Source organism: Kitasatospora cathayae (genome assembly GCF_027627435.1).
Lineage (GTDB): Bacteria > Actinomycetota > Actinomycetes > Streptomycetales > Streptomycetaceae > Kitasatospora > Kitasatospora cathayae.
In genome coordinates, this window is sequence record NZ_CP115450.1 from 2,968,296 (window position 1) to 2,986,256 (window position 17,961).

The following is a 17,961-nucleotide window of genomic DNA, read 5'->3' on the forward strand; positions in this document are numbered from 1 at the left end:
TGAGGCAACTCCCGTTCCCTCAGGACCCAACAACGTGCCCGACACAACCCGAACCAGACCCTCTGTTCCACGCCGAAGCAGTACTAGGAGACCAAGCCCTCGATGTGCCGAATAGTCAACGTTCCACCCATGAGCGAGCACTCCGGGACGTTCGCCCGAAGCTGCCATGTGCTCCTTAGAAAGGAGGTGATCCAGCCGCACCTTCCGGTACGGCTACCTTGTTACGACTTCGTCCCAATCGCTGGTCCCACCTTCGACGGCTCCATCCCAGAGGGTTAGGCCACCGGCTTCGGGTGTTACCGACTTTCGTGACGTGACGGGCGGTGTGTACAAGGCCCGGGAACGTATTCACCGCAGCATGCTGATCTGCGATTACTAGCAACTCCAACTTCATGGGGTCGAGTTGCAGACCCCAATCCGAACTGAGGCCGGCTTTTTGGGATTCGCTCCGCCTCACGGCATCGCAGCCCTTTGTACCGACCATTGTAGCACGTGTGCAGCCCAAGACATAAGGGGCATGATGATTTGACGTCGTCCCCACCTTCCTCCGAGTTGACCCCGGCAGTCTCCTGTGAGTCCCCGACATTACTCGCTGGCAACACAGAACAAGGGTTGCGCTCGTTGCGGGACTTAACCCAACATCTCACGACACGAGCTGACGACAACCATGCACCACCTGTATACCGACCACAAGGGGGCACCTGTCTCCAGGTGTTTCCGGCATATGTCAAGCCTTGGTAAGGTTCTTCGCGTTGCGTCGAATTAAGCCACATGCTCCGCTGCTTGTGCGGGCCCCCGTCAATTCCTTTGAGTTTTAGCCTTGCGGCCGTACTCCCCAGGCGGGGAACTTAATGCGTTAGCTGCGGCACCGACCACGTGGAATGTGGCCAACACCTAGTTCCCAACGTTTACGGCGTGGACTACCAGGGTATCTAATCCTGTTCGCTCCCCACGCTTTCGCTCCTCAGCGTCAGTAATGGCCCAGAGATCCGCCTTCGCCACCGGTGTTCCTCCTGATATCTGCGCATTTCACCGCTACACCAGGAATTCCGATCTCCCCTACCACACTCTAGCCTGCCCGTATCGAATGCAGACCCGGGGTTAAGCCCCGGGCTTTCACATCCGACGCGACAGGCCGCCTACGAGCTCTTTACGCCCAATAATTCCGGACAACGCTCGCACCCTACGTATTACCGCGGCTGCTGGCACGTAGTTAGCCGGTGCTTCTTCTGCAGGTACCGTCACTTGCGCTTCTTCCCTGCTGAAAGAGGTTTACAACCCGAAGGCCGTCATCCCTCACGCGGCGTCGCTGCATCAGGCTTTCGCCCATTGTGCAATATTCCCCACTGCTGCCTCCCGTAGGAGTCTGGGCCGTGTCTCAGTCCCAGTGTGGCCGGTCGCCCTCTCAGGCCGGCTACCCGTCGTCGCCTTGGTAGGCCATTACCCCACCAACAAGCTGATAGGCCGCGGGCTCATCCTGCACCGCCGGAGCTTTCCACCAACCCCCATGCGGAGGAAGGTCATATCCGGTATTAGACCCCGTTTCCAGGGCTTGTCCCAGAGTGCAGGGCAGATTGCCCACGTGTTACTCACCCGTTCGCCACTGATCCACCCCGAAGGGCTTCACCGTTCGACTTGCATGTGTTAAGCACGCCGCCAGCGTTCGTCCTGAGCCAGGATCAAACTCTCCGTGAATGTTTACCCGTAATCGGGTCCACACCCGCGTTGAGCGGCACGGCAACCACCGGAATAGGGCGGCCCCGCGCACTGCGTCCTCGCTAGTGTTATTTCAAAAGGAATCTCCAACCCCGATCACAATGACCGAGGCCGGGGATGTCAACATATCTGGCGTTGACTTTTGGCACGCTGTTGAGTTCTCAAGGAACGGACGCTTCCTTCGGACCGCCTTCCAGCGGGCCCTCCGGGCGCTTCGTTCTTTCGTGTTTCCAGCTTATCAGATGTTTTCCGCCCCGTTTTCCGGAGTTTCATTCATCGGATTCGCTTTCCGCTTTGTTGCCCCGGTCTCCCGCGGCGACTCCGGAACTGTACGGGTACCGGCCCGCCACATGCAAATCGCCTCCGCCCGGGGCTCCGGACGGAGGCGATGCGAGGCGATGCGCCGCGCTGCGGGTCAGCGGACCTCGGTGATCTCCGGGCCGCGGGCGAACGGGTCGAGCGAGCCGTAGCGGCTCTCGCCCTCGCCGGCGGCGGCAGCCGCCCCACCACCGTCGGCAACCATCTGGGCATCCTCGGGAAGCTTCAGCACGATCGGGTCGCGCGGAGCCATCGGGCTCTCGCCGCGCACGACGACGGTCTGCCGGAAGACCTGCTCCAGGATGCCGGCCATCTCGGGCTGCACGGCGGCCTGGCCCGAGATCACACCGCGCAGGAACCAGCGCGGGCCGTCGCACCCGACGAAGCGCACCAGCTGCACGCCCTGGGTGCCGTCCGGGAGCTGCACCGGGACCTGGGCGCGGAGGTGCCAGCCGAGCGGGCCTTCCTCCTCCTCGACGAGGCCGCCCTGCGAGGTGATGCCGTTGGCGATCTCCTCGCGGACCTCTCCCCAGATGCCCTCCGACTTCGGGGCCGCGAAGGCCTGGAGCTGGATGGCGCTGTTGCCGAGCACGAGGGTCGCCGCGACGATCGCGTCACCGGCGACCTCGACCCGCAGCTCCATGCCCTCGACACCGGGAACCAGCAGACCCCCGAGGTCGACTCGTCCCTCCTCCGGGGTCTCCAGCTCACTGTGGTCCCACGGGCCGTCCGGCCGCGGGGCCGGCGGCAGGCCGACCTTGTCGGCCGGGTCCAGCTCGGTCACGTTCTCGCTCTCGGCGGAACCTTCGACGTCATCGGCCGTCTCGTCGGCGCTGATGGCGTCGTCGGCGAGCTGCTCGACAGCGTCCTCGCTCTTCTGGCGACGACGGAACACGGTCACTGTCCTTCCCGGTCCAAGACCGATGCGAATACCTGCTCGGCTTCCTGCGAGGCCGCGGGAATGCTAGACCGCGGCGTGGCCACCGGTCGACCCGAACCCGCCCTCGGCGCGTGCCGACCCAGGCAGCTCGGCCACCTCGTGGAAGCGGGCCTTCTCGACCTGCTGGATGACCAGCTGGGCGATCCGGTCCCCTCGGCGGAAGCTGACCCCCTCGCGCGGGTCCAGATTGACGACGATCACCTTGATCTCTCCACGGTACCCGGCATCGACCGTCCCCGGGGCGTTCACGAGGGCAACTCCGCAACGAGCTGCCAGCCCGGAGCGCGGGTGGACGAAGGCCGCGTAGCCGTCGGGGAGCGCGATGGCGACGCCGGTGGGGAGCACCGCCCGCTCTCCGGGGGCCAGCTCGGCGTCGACGGTGGTCCGCAGGTCGGCACCGGCGTCCCCGGGCTGCGCGTACTCGGGCAGCGGCAGCTCGGGGTCGATGCGCCTGATCAGGACGTCCAGCCGCGGGCGGGGGGTCTCGCTCAAGGGTTCACCTCAAAGGCTCGTGCGCGCTTCATCAGATCAGGGTCGTCGAGGACCTTCTCGATGTCCTCGGGACGACCGTGCGTGGTGAAGTGTTCCAGCTTCACCTGGATGAAGAGCGCCCGAGCCCGCACGGCGACCGGTCCGTCCGGGCCGCCGATCCGTGCCTCGGCGGCGCTGTAGATCTTGCGGCCGTGCACTCCGGTGATCCAGGCGCGCAGGTGCAGCACCGAGTCGACGGGCACCGGGCTGAGGAAGTCGGTCTCCAGCCGGCCGGTCACGGCGGGTGCGTGCAGCAGCCAGTTGAGCGTGCCGAGGGTCTCGTCCATCGCCGTGGTCAACAGGCCGCCGTGGGCCAGCCCGGGGCCGCCCTGGTGGACGTCCCGGACGGTGAGCTCGGCCGTGACGTCCAGGCCCTCGCCGGCGACCGCGTCGATCCGCAGGCCGCCGGGGTGCTGGGGGCCGCAGCCGAAGCAGTGCTCGTAGTGGGAGCCGAGGCGGGTGCCGGGGGCGGGCGCCTGGGGATGGCGCTCCGGGAGCACGGCGTCCGGCGGCGGCGTGGTCGGGGTGGTCGGGGTCGGCGGCAGCACGGGCGCCGACCGGTCGGTGGGGGTGGTGGGGGTCGTCGTACCGGTCACGGCTCGCAGCCTACCCAGCGGTAGCAAAGCCTCCCGTGGGGGTGGCGTCCCGCGCCGGGCGTCAGGGCGCCCACAATGGAGGGCATGTACGACGAACGCCTCACGGTGCCGCGCTCCTGGTGGCTGCTCCCGGTCGCAGTCGGTCTGACCCTCGCGCTGATCCTGATCCGGGTCAGCGGTCTTGCCGCGCTGGTCGGCCTGGTGGTCGGCATCGCCGCCGGCGCGGTGGCGATCAGCAGCTACGGCTCGGCCCGGATCCGGGTGGTGCAGGGCTCGCTGGTGGCCGGACCGGCCAGGATCCCGGTGGACGCGCTGGGCGCCGCGCAGGCGCTGAGCCCCGCCGAGGCCGCGGCCTGGCGCGGTCCGAAGGCCGATCCGCGCGCCTTCATGCTGCTGCGCAGCTACGTCCCGACCGCGCTGCGGGTCGAGGTGAGCGACCCGGCCGACCCGACGCCCTACCTCTATCTGTCGACCCGCTCGCCGATGAAGCTGGCCGAGGCGCTGGAGGAGGCCCGGCGCGGCGCCCGCACGTAGGCGCGCCCACAGGGCCCCGAAAAGACCGAGAGGGACGGTTCCGCTGCTGCGGGACCGTCCCTACGACTTCGTCCTGGCCGACGCACGGCCGGCCGACTCCGTCCTCCCGGGTCCGCCCTTCAGGACGGTCCGCGGACCTGCCGTCCGGCCCCGCTGCCCGGGGCCGGAAGGAGCGTTGTGCCGGTCCCGCGGGAGCCACGGGTGCCTGGCGCTGTCCGCTGCGGTGCTCAGGCGCCGCAGTCCCGGCAGATCGGGTTGCCGTTCTTCTCGCTGTAGAGCTGGCTGCGGTGGTGGACCAGGAAGCAGCTCATGCAGGTGAACTCGTCGGCCTGCTTCGGCAGCACCCGAACCGCGAGCTCCTCGTTCGAGAGGTCGGCGCCGGGGAGCTCCATGCCCTCGGCGGCGTCGAACTCGTCGACGTCGACCGAGCTGCCGCCCTTGTCGTTCCGACGAGCCTTGAGCTCCTCGATGCTGTCCTCGTTGAGCTCGTCGTCGGTCTTGCGTGGGGTGTCGTAGTCGGTTGCCATTTTTCGCTCTCCCCCTCCGGGTTGTGCGGTGTGTGCGGTATCTCCAGCGCACGTAACGCATGGGGGGTCGGTCTTGTGCCCGACCCGAGGCGGAGATTTTGCCTTACTTCAAGCCCCGTTACTCAATCGACACTCAGCCAGGGCTCCGTTGGGGTGATCCTTCGGGGCGCGGAAGGCCTCACGCTGGGCCATCGTCGACCGACCATGTGCCCGTCCTTCCGGCGACTCACAGTGAGCGGGAGCCGTACCGGCGTCCGCGAAATCCCTTGCCCACCAGGGAGGCCGACCAATCCTGCGGTTCGCCCGCAGACCGGATTCCGATCACGGACGGCGATCGGCACCCCGAACGGGTGATCACTCTCCGGGGTTGCTCGACATCAAGGAGCGACACGGTGTGAGCTTGGTCACATTCAGAATCTTCCGGGGCAAATCACGGAAAATCCACCCACTCCGCCCCCCTGGATCGGGGGGGGGCGCGACCACTCGGCGGGAGCGCCCCCGCAGGCGCCTCAGCCGGCGTTCCGGCGGGCCTCCCGGCGCGCCAGGATCGCCGCCTGGCGCTCCTCGAACTTGCGCGCCTGCGCGTCCAGCCCGTCCAGGAAGACGCCCAGCTCGTTCTGTGCCACCAAGCCCTCCGGGCCGAGACCGCCGAACTCCATCACCCGCAGGTGGCGCAGGACCGGCTGCAGCACGTCGTCGTGGTGGATGCGCAGGTTGTACACCCCGCCGAGGGCGATCTGCGCGGCGGCGCGCTCGAAACCGGGGATCCCGTGGCCGGGCATCCGGAAGTTGGTGACCACGTCGGCGATGGCGCGCATGGCCTGGTCCGGGGCGATCTCCAGGGCGGCCTTCAGCAGGTTCCGGTAGAAGACCATGTGCAGGTTCTCGTCGTTGGCGATCTTCGCCAGCAGCTGGTCGCACAGCGGGTCGCCGGCGAACTTGCCGGTGTTGCGGTGCGAGATGCGGGTGGCCAGCTCCTGGAAGGCCACGTACGCGACCGAGTGCAGCATGCTGTGCGCGTTGTCGGACTCGAAGCCCTCCGACATGTGGTTCATCCGGGCCCGCTCCAGCTCCACCGGGTCGACGGCCCGGGTGGCGAGCAGGAAGTCGCGGATGGCTATCCCGTGCCGGCCCTCCTCGGCGGTCCAGCGGTGCACCCAGGTGCCCCAGGCGCCCTCGCGGCCGAACATGGTCGCGATCTCGTGGTGGTAGCTGGGGAGGTTGTCCTCGGTCAGCAGGTTGACGACCAGCGACACCCGGCCGAGCGGGGTCACCTTCGACTGCTCGACGTCCCACGCCTCGCCGCCCAGCACGCCGTCGAAGTCGCGGCCCTGGCTCCACGGGACGAACTCGTGCGGCATCCACTCCTTGGCCACGCCCAGGTGGCGGTTGAGCTCCTTCTCCACGACCTCTTCGAGGGCCAGGATCAGTCGCGTGTCGGTCCAGCCGCTCGATCCGAGCGAGGGGCTGCTCTGCACAGGGGCGATGGTCACGATCGTGCTCCTGGGGGACGGATACGCGCGGGACGGGCGCGTGGGGCGGGCAAGCGTCGTGCGGAGCCGTCGGGGGCAGACCGGCAGACACACTTACGGTTGCGTAGGTTACGACACCGTAAGTTGCTCGGGCCGGAAATGACAAGCCGCCCCCGCCAGGCCTTATGTCGTCTTGACAGGCCTGCCGGGGGCGGCTGGAAACGGTCGCCCACGGACCGCTCCGGCGCCCGGGGCCGTTACCGCGCGGAACGGCGCAGAAGGGTCCTCACGGCGCGGGAATCCGCACCCGCATGGTGAGGCCGCCCCCGGCACGCGGGGTGGCCTCGATGGTGCCGCCGTGGGCCCGCACCACCGAGCGGACGATGGACAGGCCCAGCCCGACCCCCTTGTCGCTGCGGGTGCGGTCGGCGCCCTTGATCCGGCGGAACGGCTCGAAGATGTGCTCCAGCTCGTACCCGGGCACCACCGGGCCGGTGTTGGAGACCACCAGCTCGCCGCCGCCGGGCACCGTGGCGGTGGCCAGCTCGACCCAGCCGCCCGGGGTGTTGTAGCGGACGGCGTTCTGCAGCAGGTTCAACGCGAGCCGCTCCAGCAGCACGCCGTTGCCCGCGACCGCGGCCGGGTCGAGCTTCGAACGCAGCTCGACCTCGCGCTTGTCGGCCTCGCCGCGGGTCTGCTCCAGCGCCCTGGTGGCCACCTCGGACAACTCCACCGGGCGGCGGTCGGTGAGCTCGTTCTCGCTGCGGGCGAGCAGCAGCAGGCCCTCCACCAGCTGCTCGCTGCGCTCATTGGTGGCCAGCAGGGTCCTGCCGAGCTGCTGGAGGTCGGGGGAGGCGGCCGGGTCGGAGAGCTGGACCTCCAGCAGGGTGCGGTTGATCGCCAGCGGGGTGCGCAGCTCGTGCGAGGCGTTGGCGACGAAGCGGCGCTGGGAGTCGAAGGAGCGGTCCAGCCGGTCCAGCATGTCGTCGAAGGTGTCGGCGAGCTCCTTGAGCTCGTCGTCCGGCCCGTCCAGCTCGATCCGGCGGTGCAGGTCGGAAGAGGCGACGTCACGGGCGGTGCGGGTGATCCGGCCGAGCGGGCGCAGCACCCGGCCGGCCATCGCGTAGCCGGCCGCGAAGGCGATCACGGCGAGGCAGACGAGCACCGTGAGCAGCTTGCGCAGCAGGGTGTTGAGCGCCTGGCCGGCCTGGAAGGACCGCTGGTCGTTCAGCCACTGGTCGAGCGCGGACTGACTGGTGATGATCTGGTTGTCCGACGTCCGGACGGGGATGCCGTTGAGCAGCAGGTGCGGCTGGCCGACCTGCTGGAGCGACTGCTGGACGAAGAAGTACATCACCAGCAGCAGCACCACGCCGGCCATCAGGAACATCCCGCCGTACAGCAGGGTGAGCCGCATCCGGATGGTGGGGCGGAAGGGCAGCCAGGCGAGCAGGCCGTCGCCGGGGACGTAGGTCTCGGTCTGGCGCGACCGGGCCTGGTGCGGCGGGTGCACGGGCTTGGGCGGGACGGCGCGCGGGCCGCCGGCGGGCGCGCCGGAGGGCCCGCCGGCCGGGCTCGGCGGGGTGGTCATGATGGTCCTCTCGGGCGTCCGCCGGGGGCGGGCGCTGGTACGGCGGGGAATCCTCGGGGGCGGACTCGGCGGATCGGGCTGCAGCGATCGGGTTCCCGGGGGCCGGGCCCCTCTTCGATGCGGAATCCGCCGAGGCGGATTCCGGTGGTCAGATCCGGTAGCCGGAACCGGGCACGGTGACGATCACCGGCGGGTCTCCGAGCTTGCGGCGCAGGGTCATCACGGTGACGCGCACGACGTTGGTGAAAGGGTCGGTGTGCTCGTCCCAGGCCTTCTCCAGGAGCTGCTCGGCCGAGACGACGGCGCCGCCGGCCCGCATCAGCACCTCCAGGACGGCGAACTCCTTGGGGGCGAGCTGGACGGTGCGTCCCTCGCGGATCACCTCGCGCCGGCCGGGGTCGAGCGAGATGCCGGCCCGCTCCAGCACCGGGGGCAGCGGGATGGTCGCCCGGCGGCCCAGCGCCCTTACCCGGGCGACGAGTTCGCTGAAGGCGAACGGCTTCGGAAGGTAGTCGTCGGCGCCGATCTCCAGGCCCTCGACCCGGTCACTGATGTCGCCGGAGGCGGTCAGCATGATCACCCGGGTGGCCAGGCCCTGTTCGACCACCTTGCGGCAGACGTCGTCGCCGTGCACCAGCGGGAGGTCGCGGTCCAGGACGACCACGTCGTAGTCGTTGACCGCGATGCGCTGGAGCGCGGCCTCCCCGTCGTACACCACGTCGACGGCCATCGCCTCGCGGCGCAGGCCGGTGGCGACGGCCTCGGCAAGCAGCTGCTCGTCCTCGACGACGAGAACCCGCACGGTCGTTGTCCCTTCTCCAGGCCGGCCCCGGAAGCGGACGCACGGCTCCGACGGTGCCTCCATCCTGCCTGGTCCTGCGGTAAAGCAGCGATAAGCTGCCCGACCGGCAAGGGGCCGGCCGCCGCGGCGGTGACCGTTCGTGTCGGGAACGCTCCGCTTGGACTGTGACACGGGCAACTTTCTCCCGTCCGGAGGTTTCCCGGCCCTCGGGGTGGGGAGGACAGCTGCACACCCGCGATCTGGCTGTTGGCCGATCGCACCCACCCGCCGTGCGTTCATCCGCGCCGGCCCTGGGGCTGGGACGTCACCGGGAGCGGCCGAAGGGCCGTCTCCGCGCCCGACCGGAGATCCACCACCCGTCGGCCCGGGCGCATTCACCGGCTGCACCCACCTCGGGGCGGAGAGCGCACGACCGTGCACGTCCGACACAGTAAGGGGGCCCGTATGGACGCCTTCAAGGCCGGAATCCTGCAGCGCATAGCCAACGCCGAGCAGGACCTGCACCGCGCGATCGAGGCCGGGGACGAGTTCCTCGCCGAGGTGGAGCAGTCCGAGCTGGACGACCTCCGTCGTCTCGCCGCCGAGCACGGTGTGGACACCGTGCTGGAGCGCCACCGCTCCGCCGCCTGACCCGACGCCGGTACTCCGGCACCAGCGGCCCTGCGGGGGCCGTGCGAAACCCCAGGCCCTGGCATCCCCCGTGTGCCAGGGCGCTTCGCTTGTGCGAAGCCCTGCCACACGGGGGGCGCGGGTCAGTCCGCCCAGGCGCGCAGCGCGGCCAGCCGCTCCTGCAGCGGCTGGTAGACGCCCGGGGCGGCGGCCACGGTCAGCCCGCCGTCCGGGCCGTGGCCGGGGCGGCCGCCGACCAGGGCACCGGCCTCGGTGGCGATCAGGCAGCCGGCCGCCCGGTCCCAGGGGGCGAGGCCGCGCTCGTAGTAGCCGTCCAGTCGCCCGGCGGCCACGTCGCACAGGTCCACCGCGGCCGCCCCGCCCCGGCGGATGTCCCGCACCTCGGGCATCAGTGCCAGCAGCACCTCGGCCTGGCGCACCCGCACCGGCTGGACGTAGTTGAAGCCGGTGGCGATCAGCGCCTGGCCCCAGGGCGGGGCCGGGCGGACCGAGACCGGGCGGCCGTCGAGGCGGGCGCCCCGGCCCAGTACGGCGTGGAACAGTTCGCCGCGCGCCGGGGCGTACACCACCCCGACGACGGCCCGGCCGTCCAGCTCGGCGGCCACGCTGACCGCCCAGGAGGGCAGCCCGTACAGGTAGTTGACCGTGCCGTCGAGCGGGTCGACGACCCAGCGCACCCCGCTGGTGCCGGGGCGCTCGGCGCCCTCCTCGCCGAGGTAGCCGTCCTCGGGGCGGCGGTCGGCGATCAGGTCCGCGATGAGCTTCTCGGAGGCGAGGTCCATCTCGGTGACCACGTCGACCGGGCTGCTCTTGGTGCCGGCCACGCCGAGGTCGGCGGGGCGGCCGTCGCGCAGCAGGACGCCGGCCTGCCGGGCCGCGTCCAGGGCGACGTCCAGCAGGTCGTCGAGGAGTCCGTCGACGGGCGGGGCGGTGATGGACACGGGATTCTCCTCCGGAGGTCAGCGCTCGGCGGCGGCCGGGCGGGGGGCGCGCGGGTTGGGGCAGCAGGCCACCGCGCACACGTCGTGGCTGGGGCCCAGTGCGCCGAGCGCGCAGCGGGTCACGCTCTCGCCGCGCTCGGTGGCGGCCCGCTCCAGGACGAGCTCGCGCACCGCGGCGGTGAACCGCGGGTCGGCGCCGACGGTGGCCGCGCGGGCGACCGGCAGGTTCAGTTCGGCGGCCTTGGCGACGGCCTCGGTGTCGAGGTCGTACTTGACCTCCATGTGGTCGGAGACGAAGCCGATCGGGACCATCACCACGGCCGGCGCGCCGTCGGCGTGCTGGGCCTCCAGGTGGTCGCAGATGTCCGGCTCCAGCCACGGGATGTGCGGGGCGCCGCTGCGGCTCTGGAACACCAGCTCCCAGGGCCGGTCGGCCACGCCGGTGCGCTCGGCGACGGCCGCGGCGATCAGCCGGGCGACCTCCAGGTGCTGGGCCACGTACGCGCCACCGGGCGTGCCGCGGGCCGGGTCGTCCGGGGCGCCGGAGGTCTCGGCCATCGCGTCCGGGATGGAGTGGGTGGTGAAGGCCAGCCGGGCACCGGGGCGGACGGCCTCGGGAAGTTCGGCCAGGGCGGTCACGGTGGCGTCGATCATCGGCTCGACGAAGCCGGGGTGGTTGTAGAAGTGCCGCAGCTTGTCGACGGTCAGCGCCGGGCGGCCCTCCTCGGCGAGGACGGCCAGCGCGTCGGCCAGGTTCTCCCGGTACTGGCGGCAGCCCGAGTATCCGGCGTAGGCGCTGGTGGCGAGCACGGCGATCCGGCGGTGGCCGTCCGCCGCCAGCTCCCGCAGGGTGTCCACCAGGTACGGGGCCCAGTTCCGGTTGCCCCAGTAGACCGGCAGGTCCAGCCCGTGCTCGGCGAAGTCCTTGCGCAGGGCGGCGAGCAGCTCCCGGTTCTGCTCGTTGATCGGGCTGACCCCGCCGAACATGAAGTAGTGCTTGCCCACCTCCTTCAGCCGTTCCTTGGGGATGCCTCGGCCCCGGGTGACGTTCTCCAGGAACGGGACGACGTCCTCGGGGGCCTCGGGGCCACCGAAGGAGAGGAGCAGCAGGGCGTCGTACGGGGCGGCGCCGGAGGGGGAGGGTTTGCGCGCGTCGGACATGGCACCGATCCTGCCACTGAGGGGCCGGGGGCCGACGCCGGGGCCGCGTGGGTGTCCGGAAGATACCGTTTGCCAACGTACGTAAGCTGTGTACGCCAGCCATGTTCCTTACCCCCGCCCCGGAGCTCCCGTGCTGTCCAGCTACCGCCGAATATTCGCCGCCCCAGGCACCCTGGCCTTCTCCTCCGCCGGGTTCGTGGCCCGCCTGCCGATCTCCATGGCCGGCATCGGCATCGTGACCATGCTCTCCCAGCTGACGGGGTCGTACGGGCTGGCGGGTGCGGTCTCGGCCACGATGGCGGTCGCCGCCGCGGCGCTCGGCCCGGCGGTCTCCTGGCTGGTCGACCGCCGCGGGCAGCGCCGCGTCGCCCTCCCGGCCACCGCGCTCACCGTCACCGCCGCGGCCGGGCTCCTGCTCTGCGCCCACTTCCACGCACCGTCCTGGACGCTGTTCCTGTTCGCCGTCGGCCTCGGCGTCATGCCCAGCGCCGGCGCCATGGTCCGCGCCCGCTGGGCCCACCTCTACCGCGACGACGCCGCCAAGCTGCACACCGCGTACTCCTTCGAGGCCGTCGTCGACGAGGTCTGCTTCATCGTCGGCCCGATCCTCGCCATCGGCCTGGCCACCAACGTGTTCCCCGAGTCCGGCGTCCTCGTGGCCGTCATCGCGCTCGCCGCCGGCATCGCCCTGTTCACCGCCCAGCGCCGTACCGAGCCGCCGGTCCATCCGGCCTCGGCCCACGGCGGCGGCAGCGCCATCCTCAACGGCGGTCTGATCGTCCTGGTGCTGACCTTCGTCGCCACCGGCGCGATCTTCGGCTCGGTCGAGATCGTCACCGTCGCCTTCGCCGACGCCCAGGGGCACAAGGGGCTCTCCAGCCTCGTGCTGGCCGTCTGGGCCGTCGGCTCCGGCCTGGCCGGCGTCGTCTACGGAGCGCTCAAGCCCAGGAGCCCGCTGTCCACCCGCTTCTTCGTCGGCGTGGTGATGATGGCGCTCAGCATGATCCCCATCCTGCTCGTCGCCTCCACCGTGCACGGCGTCGGCGGACTGGTCGCGGCCGGCGCCGCCCTGCTGATCGCCGGCGTCGCCATCTCCCCCACCCTCATCTCCGCGATGGCCCTGGTCGAACGGCTCGTCCCGGCCGCCAAGCTCACCGAGGGCATGGCCTGGACCACCACCGGGCTCGCCCTCGGCGTGGCCTTCGGCTCCTCGGTCGGCGGCTGGGTGGTCGACGCCTCCGGCGCCTCGGCCGGCTACTGGGTCCCGCTGACCGCCGGTGCCCTCGGGGTGCTCGTCGCGCTGACCGGACTCGGCCGGCTGCGCGCCGGAGTCACCGCGAACGAGCAAGCGGAAGCGGTCGAACGACCCGTAGACGCCGAACGGTGAACTGACTAGTCTCTCGCCCTACCCACGGCCCTACCCGCGGGTAGGGCGGCGCCGACCCCGTTCGGCCACGGAGCAGGAGGCAGCGCAATGCCCAGCACCGCGACCCGCACCCGGTGGACCAACTGGGCCGGCAACCAGGGCGCCCAGCCGGCCCGGACCGCCACCCCCGGCACCGCGGAGGAGCTGGCCAGGGAGATCCTGCGCGCCGCCGAACAGGGCCGCAGCGTCAAGGCCGTCGGCTCCGGCCACTCCTTCACCGCGATCGCCTCGCCGGGCGACGGCCTGCTGGTGCGCCCGCACGCGCTCACCGCCGTCCGCGAGATCGACCGCGAGGCCGGCACCATCACCGTCGAGTCCGGCCTCCCGCTGAGCCGCCTCAACCGGATCCTCGCCGCCGAGGGCCTCGCCCTCACCAACATGGGCGACATCGAGGTCCAGACCGTCGCCGGCGCCACCAGCACCGGCACCCACGGCACCGGCCGCGACTCCGGTTCGCTCGCCGCCCAGATCCGCGCCCTGGAGATCGTCCTCGCCGACGGCACCGTCCGGCGCTGCTCCCCCACCGAGAACCCCCGGCTCTTCCAGGGCGCCCGACTCGGCCTCGGCGCCCTCGGCGTGATCACCGCCCTCACCTTCGGCGTCGAACCGGCCTTCCTGCTCACCGCGCACGAGCAGCCGATGGGTTTCGACGAGGTCCTGGAACGCCTCGACGACCTCACCGCCGTCAACGAGCACTTCGAGTTCTACTGGTTCCCGCACACCGACCGCTGCTCCACCAAGCGCAACAACCGCAGCCAGGGCCCGGCCGCCCCGCTGCCCCGGTTCAAGGAGTGGCTGGAGGACGACTTCCTCTCCAACACCGTCTGGGAGGGCGCCTGCCGGGTCGGCCGCCGCTTCCCCGGTTCCATCCCCGCCATCGCCTCGCTCGCCAGCCGCGCCTGGTCCGACCGCAGCTACACCGACACCGCCCACAAGGTGTTCACCAGCCCGCGCAAGGTCCGCTTCGTGGAGATGGAGTACGCCGTCCCGCGCGCTGCCGTCGCCGAGGTGCTGCGCGAGCTGAAGGCCCTGGTCGAACGCTCCGACTGGAAGGTCAGCTTCCCGGTCGAGGTCCGCTTCGCCCCCGCCGACGACCTCTGGCTGTCCACCGCCTCCGGCCGGGACAGCGCCTACATCGCCGTCCACCTCTACCGGGGCACCCGCGACCAGGGCTACTTCACCGGCGTGGAACAGCTGATGACCGCCCATCAGGGCCGCCCGCACTGGGGCAAGCTGCACACCCGCGACGCCGAGTACCTGGCAAGCGTCTACCCGCACTTCGGCGACTTCACGGCGCTGCGCGACGAGGTCGACCCGCAGCGCCTCTTCGGCAACGACTACCTGCGGCGCGTGCTGGGGGCTTAGGGCGCCGGGGTCCCGGCGGCCGGCGGAGCCACCGTCGTGTGCGCCGCGGCGTCGCCCGGCACCGGCTGCCGCGACGTCGCCCCGCCGGTGGGCCTGCCGTCGCCGCCCGCCGACGGGGAGGCGCCGGCCGACGGGCTCGCGCTCGGGACCGCCGAGGGGGAGGCGGCGCCGCCGTGCTCGCCGGTCCCGCCGCTCGGGGTCGGGCTCGGCTCCCGGCTCGGCCGGGTGGTCGCCGGGGCCGAGGCGCCGCCGGACGGCGTGGCCTCCGGGCCGCGCCCGCCGCCCCCGGTGGACGGCCGGTCCCCCGGAGCGTCCTGCGGGGTGGACGACCTGGGCGTCACCGCACCACCGAAGGACGTCCCGTTGCCGGACTCGCCCTTCACCGTCGCCGACACCGGCTGCCCGGTGGCGAGCTCGAACGCCACGATCGGCGTCATCGCCAGCACGAACACCAGCCCGGACATCGCCGCGTAGGTCTTCCAGCCCCACCGCCGGCGCGCCCGCACCACCGTCGGCTCGTTCCACTCCGAGGTGATCACCGGCGGCCCGGCCGGCTCCCGCGCGGGGTGCTCCGGCTCCGCCGGCACCTGGCGCAGCGCGTTCACGGTCTGGTTCGGCCCGCGGTCCACCGCCTCGCGCAGCTGCTGGCCGGTCCGCTTGAACAGGTGCTGGAACACCGCGCCGCCGGTGGTGGCCCCGACGCTGACCACCGCGGCGCCCATGATCGTGCCGTACACACCGAGTTCGGAGGCGAGCAGCGCGCCCACCACCGCGGCCAACGCACTCGCCGCGACCTGGGCCACACTCAGATCGATCCGCTTGCGCTCCTCCTTGCCGCCCTCCTCGGCGGGGCTCCGCTCCGACATCAACATCCCTCGGTCCGTACGACTCTTACTCGAACAAGCCACTCCATCTTGCCCAAAGAAGGACACAAGGGGTGAAAATGCGGTTCTGCGCGCCCGGATTGTGTGAAGATGATCACCGTTCATCCGGCGGTGGTCCGCCGCTGGGGCGCGCGCTCTTGAGATTCCCGTGAATCGCGGGAGACTTGAGCGGCGAGCCGCCCCTCCGGATGCCACGAATGGAGTACTGTTCGTAAAGCCCGAGCCTTGGGTCGACTTGTCGACTGTGCCTACACCGGCAGCTTGACGAAGAGCCACTGAACGGGCACGCACGGCGACGCCGGTCCCGGATCGTCGCGAACACTCCGCGTGCGAGGACGGCCGGGACACCCAGGCGCGACGTCGACGGATGACGTGGCAAAAAGGCAACCGTGCCACATTGGTGTGCCCGGGCGTATGCCCGACACGCCGGGGAACTCAGCAAGGTTGTGGCCAGTCGCGAGTGGGCAGGCCACACTCAGTACGGGAGCAGCGACGCAGGTGACGTCGGCAGGCACCACCCGGGAGGTAACCGTGCCCGAACTGCGGGTTGTGGCCGTCAGCAACGACGGCACACGGCTGGTGCTCAAGGCTGCCGACAGCACGGAGTACACCCTCCCCATCGACGAGCGGCTGCGCGCCGCCATCCGCGGCGACCGGCCGCGCCTCGGCCAGATCGAGATCGAGGTCGAGAGCCACCTCCGCCCCCGGGACATCCAGGCCCGGATACGAGCCGGTGCCTCCGCTGAGGAGGTCGCCCAGGCCGCCGGCATCTCCGTCGACCGCGTCCGCCGCTTCGAAGGGCCGGTCCTCGCCGAGCGCGCCTTCATGGCCGAGCGCGCCCGCAAGACCGCCATCCGCCGCAACGGCGAGTCCCCCGGACCGCAGCTCGGCGAGGCCGTGGCCGAGCGGCTCGCGCTGCGCGGCGCCGAGAAGGACACCGAGCGCTGGGACTCCTGGCGGCGCGACGACGGCACCTGGGAGGTCATCCTCTCCTACCGTGCCGACGGCGAGGGCCGCAGCGCGTCCTGGACGTACGACCCGCCCCGGCGCCTGGTCCAGCCCAACGACGACGAGGCCCGCGCACTGATCGGCGAGACCGTCGAGCGCGAGGAGGAGTCGGTCTTCCCGTTCATCCCGCGGATCGCCCGGCTCCCCCAGGACCGGCCGCCCCGCCCGATGATCGACCGGCCGTCCGCCGACCGCATCATGTCGGCTCGCGAGGTCCGCGAGTCGCGGGAGGCCACCGCCGAGTCCCGGGACTCGCTGACCAGCCTGCTCGACGTCGTCCCCGCCTTCCGCGGTGACCTCGCCGTCGGCGGCCCCACCCCGATCGAACCGGTGCCCGCCGAGGTCACCGAGGAGAGCGAGGAGCCGGCCGCGGCCGCCGCCCCGGCGGTCGGCGCGGGCTCGGCCTACGCCGACATCCTGATGCCGCGCGCCGTCGCCCCGCACCGCGAGCGCCTGGTCGGCACCACCGACCGGCAGGCCGAGGCGGACGGCGTCCGGCCCGGCCGCCGGGCCACCGTGCCCAGCTGGGACGAGATCGTCTTCGGCAGCCGGCGCAAGAAGCAGGAGTAGTCCCCGACGAACGTCGAAGGGGCGGGCGGCCGGGCCTCCCGCCCCTTCGACGTGTCCGGGGCTCAGCCCGGCTGGCCGGTCACCGCCACCGGGCGGCTCTCGTCGCTCGACCACTCGCTCCACGAACCCGGGTACAGCGTGGCGTCCAGGCCCGCCGCCTCCATCGCCAGGATCTGGTGCGCCGCCGTCACCCCCGAACCGCAGTACACCGCGGTCCTGCGCTCCCCCGCGCCGAACGCCCGGAACCGGGCCAGCAGTTCGGCGACCGGGCGGAACCGCCCGTCCGGGCGGAGGTTCTCGGAGGTCGGCGCCGACAGCGCGCCCGGGATGTGCCCGGCCCGCGGATCCACCGGCTCGGTCTCGCCCCGGTAGCGCTCCCCCGACCGGGCGTCCAGCAGCAGACCGCTGCGCGCCCACTCCGCGGCGCCGTCCGCGTCCACCGTCGGCAGCTGCCCCGGCACCGGCCTGAAGTCGCCCGCCGCCGGCTCCGGCAGCTCGGCCGTCACCGGCAGCCCGGCCGCCTGCCAGGCCGCGAAGCCGCCGTCCAGCACCCGGACGTCCCGGTGCCCGGCCCAGCGCAGCAGCCACCAGGCCCGGGCCGCCGCCATCGAGGCCGCCCCGTCGTACACCACGACCGGGCGATCGGAGCTCACCCCGAAGCCGCGCATCGCCGCGCCGAACTCCTCGGGATCCGGCAGCGGGTGACGCCCGCCCCGGCCGGGGGCGCCGGGCGGGGCCGCGAGGTCCCGGTCCAGCTCGACGAAGTGGGCACCGGGCAGATGACCCGCCCGGTACTCCTCGGCCGCGGTCGGGCCGCCCGGTGCGGCACCGACCAACTGGTAGCGCACGTCCAGCAGTACCGGCGGACGCTCGGAGGCGAGCGCCTCCCGCAGCTCGGCCGCGGAGATCAGCGGGGAACCGTCGTTGAAGGTGGTCATGTCGGCCATTG

At 71.5% G+C, this 17,961-nt stretch carries 15 protein-coding genes, 1 rRNA gene and 1 pseudogene; 5 read left to right on the forward strand and 12 right to left on the reverse strand.

The window, feature by feature from the left end; genetic code table 11:
- Positions 1-179: 179 nt before the first annotated feature.
- From O1G21_RS13140 to O1G21_RS13155, 4 genes and pseudogenes are all read right to left on the reverse strand, one after another.
- Positions 180-1,695 (reverse strand): 16S ribosomal RNA (locus O1G21_RS13140).
- Between the two features lie 436 nt (positions 1,696-2,131).
- Positions 2,132-2,929, reverse strand: a complete 798-nt coding sequence (locus O1G21_RS13145) for a DUF3710 domain-containing protein (RefSeq protein WP_270143541.1) — start codon at positions 2,927-2,929, stop codon at positions 2,132-2,134.
- A gap of 2 nt (positions 2,930-2,931) precedes the next feature.
- Positions 2,932-3,466 (reverse strand): annotated as a pseudogene (dut, locus tag O1G21_RS13150) (dUTP diphosphatase).
- A complete protein-coding gene (locus tag O1G21_RS13155) occupies positions 3,463-4,050 on the reverse strand; it encodes a PaaI family thioesterase (protein WP_270150956.1) in 588 nt (195 codons plus the stop codon). Before O1G21_RS13155 ends, dut begins: the two are co-directional and overlap by 4 nt.
- 135 nt (positions 4,051-4,185) lie before the next feature.
- Between O1G21_RS13155 and O1G21_RS13160 the strand changes: the two genes are divergently transcribed.
- Positions 4,186-4,635, forward strand: a complete 450-nt coding sequence (locus tag O1G21_RS13160) for a DUF3093 domain-containing protein (RefSeq protein WP_396238979.1) — start codon at positions 4,186-4,188, stop codon at positions 4,633-4,635.
- Between the two features lie 227 nt (positions 4,636-4,862).
- On the opposite strand, the gene O1G21_RS13165 is transcribed toward O1G21_RS13160, so the two are convergent.
- The 4 genes from O1G21_RS13165 to O1G21_RS13180 all read right to left on the reverse strand — a co-directional run bounded on the left by O1G21_RS13165 (position 4,863) and on the right by O1G21_RS13180 (position 9,027).
- Positions 4,863-5,162 (reverse strand): DUF4193 domain-containing protein, encoded by a 300-nt coding sequence (locus O1G21_RS13165; RefSeq protein ID WP_030285479.1) that lies wholly within the window; start codon positions 5,160-5,162, stop codon positions 4,863-4,865.
- A 509-nt stretch (positions 5,163-5,671) separates the two neighbouring features.
- On the reverse strand, positions 5,672-6,655 hold the full coding sequence (locus O1G21_RS13170) for an acyl-ACP desaturase (protein ID WP_270143549.1): 984 nt from the start codon (positions 6,653-6,655) through the stop codon (positions 5,672-5,674).
- A gap of 265 nt (positions 6,656-6,920) precedes the next feature.
- On the reverse strand, positions 6,921-8,225 hold the full coding sequence (locus O1G21_RS13175) for a sensor histidine kinase (RefSeq protein ID WP_270143551.1): 1,305 nt from the start codon (positions 8,223-8,225) through the stop codon (positions 6,921-6,923).
- Positions 8,226-8,373: 148 nt separating this feature from the next.
- Positions 8,374-9,027 carry a response regulator transcription factor gene (locus O1G21_RS13180; RefSeq protein ID WP_030285473.1) on the reverse strand — a complete coding sequence of 218 codons (654 nt, stop codon included), beginning with the start codon at positions 9,025-9,027 and terminating at the stop codon, positions 8,374-8,376.
- Positions 9,028-9,471: 444 nt separating this feature from the next.
- Here O1G21_RS13180 and O1G21_RS13185 point away from each other — a divergent pair, with 444 nt between their 5' ends.
- On the forward strand, positions 9,472-9,657 hold the full coding sequence (locus O1G21_RS13185; RefSeq protein ID WP_270143554.1) for a hypothetical protein: 186 nt from the start codon (positions 9,472-9,474) through the stop codon (positions 9,655-9,657).
- Between the two features lie 122 nt (positions 9,658-9,779).
- Here O1G21_RS13185 and O1G21_RS13190 read toward each other — a convergent pair whose 3' ends face one another.
- On the reverse strand, positions 9,780-10,592 hold the full coding sequence (locus O1G21_RS13190; protein ID WP_270150958.1) for an inositol monophosphatase family protein: 813 nt from the start codon (positions 10,590-10,592) through the stop codon (positions 9,780-9,782).
- Positions 10,593-10,616: 24 nt separating this feature from the next.
- Complete coding sequence (locus O1G21_RS13195) at positions 10,617-11,759, reverse strand: ferrochelatase (protein WP_270143556.1); 1,143 nt, start codon at positions 11,757-11,759, stop codon at positions 10,617-10,619.
- 130 nt (positions 11,760-11,889) lie between these two features.
- Between O1G21_RS13195 and O1G21_RS13200 the strand changes: the two genes are divergently transcribed.
- Positions 11,890-13,146 (forward strand): MFS transporter, encoded by a 1,257-nt coding sequence (locus O1G21_RS13200; protein ID WP_270143558.1) that lies wholly within the window; start codon positions 11,890-11,892, stop codon positions 13,144-13,146.
- 87 nt (positions 13,147-13,233) lie between these two features.
- Entirely contained in the window at positions 13,234-14,550 is a 1,317-nt protein-coding gene (locus O1G21_RS13205; RefSeq protein ID WP_270143559.1) for a D-arabinono-1,4-lactone oxidase, read from the forward strand.
- On the opposite strand, the gene O1G21_RS13210 is transcribed toward O1G21_RS13205, so the two are convergent.
- Positions 14,547-15,416 carry a hypothetical protein gene (locus O1G21_RS13210; RefSeq protein ID WP_270143560.1) on the reverse strand — a complete coding sequence of 290 codons (870 nt, stop codon included), beginning with the start codon at positions 15,414-15,416 and terminating at the stop codon, positions 14,547-14,549. The genes O1G21_RS13205 and O1G21_RS13210 overlap by 4 nt on opposite strands.
- 516 nt (positions 15,417-15,932) lie before the next feature.
- On the opposite strand from O1G21_RS13210, the gene sepH reads away from it, so the two are divergent.
- Entirely contained in the window at positions 15,933-17,012 is a 1,080-nt protein-coding gene (gene sepH, locus O1G21_RS13215) for a septation protein SepH (RefSeq protein WP_270143561.1), read from the forward strand.
- Between the two features lie 62 nt (positions 17,013-17,074).
- Here the strand turns inward: sepH and O1G21_RS13220 are convergent, their stop codons facing one another.
- Positions 17,075-17,950, reverse strand: a complete 876-nt coding sequence (locus O1G21_RS13220) for a sulfurtransferase (protein ID WP_270143562.1) — start codon at positions 17,948-17,950, stop codon at positions 17,075-17,077.
- Between the last annotated feature and the right edge of the window lie 11 nt (positions 17,951-17,961).